This window comes from Mesorhizobium sp. (genome assembly GCF_004962925.1).
GTDB lineage: Bacteria > Pseudomonadota > Alphaproteobacteria > Rhizobiales > Rhizobiaceae > Mesorhizobium.
The window spans coordinates 1-1,945 of record NZ_SUEO01000382.1 but is presented as its reverse complement, the minus strand read 5'-3'; the positions used below and the strand labels follow the sequence as shown (position 1 = coordinate 1,945).

General features: G+C 64.1%; 2 protein-coding genes. Both read right to left on the bottom strand.

Features of this window, described 5'->3' with window-relative positions:
- Window positions 1–245 precede the first annotated feature (245 nt).
- A complete protein-coding gene (locus tag E5W87_RS35190) occupies window positions 246–956 on the bottom strand; it encodes a hypothetical protein (protein ID WP_292408500.1) in 711 nt (236 codons plus the stop codon).
- A 163-nt stretch (window positions 957–1,119) separates the two neighbouring features.
- Window positions 1,120–1,746: a CDGSH iron-sulfur domain-containing protein gene (locus E5W87_RS35185; protein WP_292408498.1), complete on the bottom strand. Its 627-nt coding sequence runs from the start codon at window positions 1,744–1,746 to the stop codon at window positions 1,120–1,122.
- Window positions 1,747–1,945: the final 199 nt, after the last annotated feature.

Below are 1,945 nucleotides of genomic sequence, written 5' to 3'. Positions count from 1 at the left end.
CCTTTCTCAGCCTAAACTCAACCCCAAAATCGCCATATGCGATTCCCCTGCCCTCGAGGGGGAGATGTCGCCGAAGGCGACAGAGGGGGTCGGTACGTCCGGGCGCGAGCCTCCTGTCGCCGACGGAGGACGATGGCGCTCCACGCGCAACGACCCCCTCTGGCCTGCCGGCCATCTCCCCCTCGAGGGGGGAGATTCGCAGCTTGGCCGCCTACCCCAGAAGAAAGGCTTGTTGGCCGAAAAAGCTACGCCTGGCTGCCCGGCGAGCCTTCGAACGACCTCTCGACGGAAACGGCAGGCCGCTCGCGGCAGAAATACAGGATCGCCAGCATCACCGCGGCAACCAGGATGGCGTAGGAGATCGACACGCGGGCATAGACCTCCGCCTTTTCCACCGGGAATGAGCGGCCCTGGCTGGCGGCGCGCGCCACCATCGAGGCAATCAGCGCGTCGTGGGAGAAGATGAGGTTTATCGCGGTCAATGGCAGGACCGAGGCGAACAGCAGGGCTTTGCAGAGCTTCGCCTTGGGCTCGAATCGCAACAGCATCACGCCACACCAGCTGCAGAGGGCGCTGTAGAGCGCAATGACCGCGGTCTTCAGCAGCGTGTCCTCCACCATGAACAGGAACGGCATGCCGTCGTCTGGCTCGGTGAGGTGCAGCAGGTACCAGATCCCGGACAGGACACCGAGCGTGCCAAGCAACAGATTGGCCCATTGACGCTGGCCGGCCGGCTGTTCCGTCTGCGCATAGGACAGCAGCCATTCGCCCACCGAGGCGTTTGCCACCCGTACAAGGCTAAGCAGGATCAGCGAAAGGACTTGCCGGGCCGCCCATGACGGCGGCTGGCCAAGAACAGTCTCGGCAATGCCGAGCCGGTCGGCCAGGACGACGGCTGCGTTCACCCAGACGTAATCGATACAGAGGCTGAGAAACAGCAAGATATATTTGCGCAATTTGACCCCCAAGCCCGACGAACCGCCGTTCCGGCACATGCACGCACCGGTAGCAAAAGACCTAGCATCAACCGGGCGCGGTTGTCGAAGGCCGAAATTGGCGGCGAGCGCTGGGCCGCGAAAGCGTGATCTCCCCCCTTGAGGGGGGAGATTCCAGCGACAGCTACCCGACAAACCCCACGCGCTTGTGGCTGCCGTCGCAAAACGGCTTGTTGGCGGAATGGCCGCAGCGGCAGAGGAAGGTGCGTTGGGTGCGGTCGACCGTGTGGCCGGTGCCGGTGACGATTTCGAGATTGCCCTCAAGCTTGAGCGGGCCGTTGGTCGTCGGCGTCACCGTCAGCGGGCCGTTGCGCGTGTCCAGCGCCGGCGTGTCCTTCAGCGTCGGCTCGCCGGTGGCGGTAAAGCCTAATTTGGTGTGGCTGCCGTCACAGAACGGCTTGTTCTCCGAAGCGCCGCAGCGGCAGAGCGTGGCGCGATAAAATGTCTCGTCGCCAAGCACGATCTCGGCATGCAGGGCCAGCGGGCCGTTTTCCCGGATGCGCACTGTGTTTACCACCGGCGGCTGTTCCTGCGGCCCGCCATCCTTCCTGACATAGGTGATGGCGCCCGATGGGCAGCTTTCGGCGATCGCCACGATCTTCTCGACGCTGGCCGCCTTGGGATGGATCCACTGGCCCTTCGCATTGGGCACGAAGACATGCGGATCGCCCAGCACGCAATTGCGCGAATGGATGCAGCGCCGGCCGGAAAAGCCGACATCGATTTTTTCGCCTTCGACCGTGCCTGCCATGCTGTGCTCCTTGCTGACGCCTCACGCTATGGCGGTGGCAAGGACGACGTCAAGCTGTGCGCCTTCCTTCCCCCCTTGTGGGGGAAGGTGGATCGGCGCGCAGCGCCGAGACGGAAGAGGGGTGTTGGAAGAAACGCCAACGCCGCGATCCGTCCAGCACCCCTCATCCGACCGAGCTTCGCTCGGCCACCTTCTCCCA

Coding starts and splice junctions, on each gene's coding strand:
- E5W87_RS35185 (WP_292408498.1), bottom strand. CDS start 1,746: ATGGCAGGCACGGTCGAAGGCGAAAAAATCGATGTCGGCTTTTCCGGC.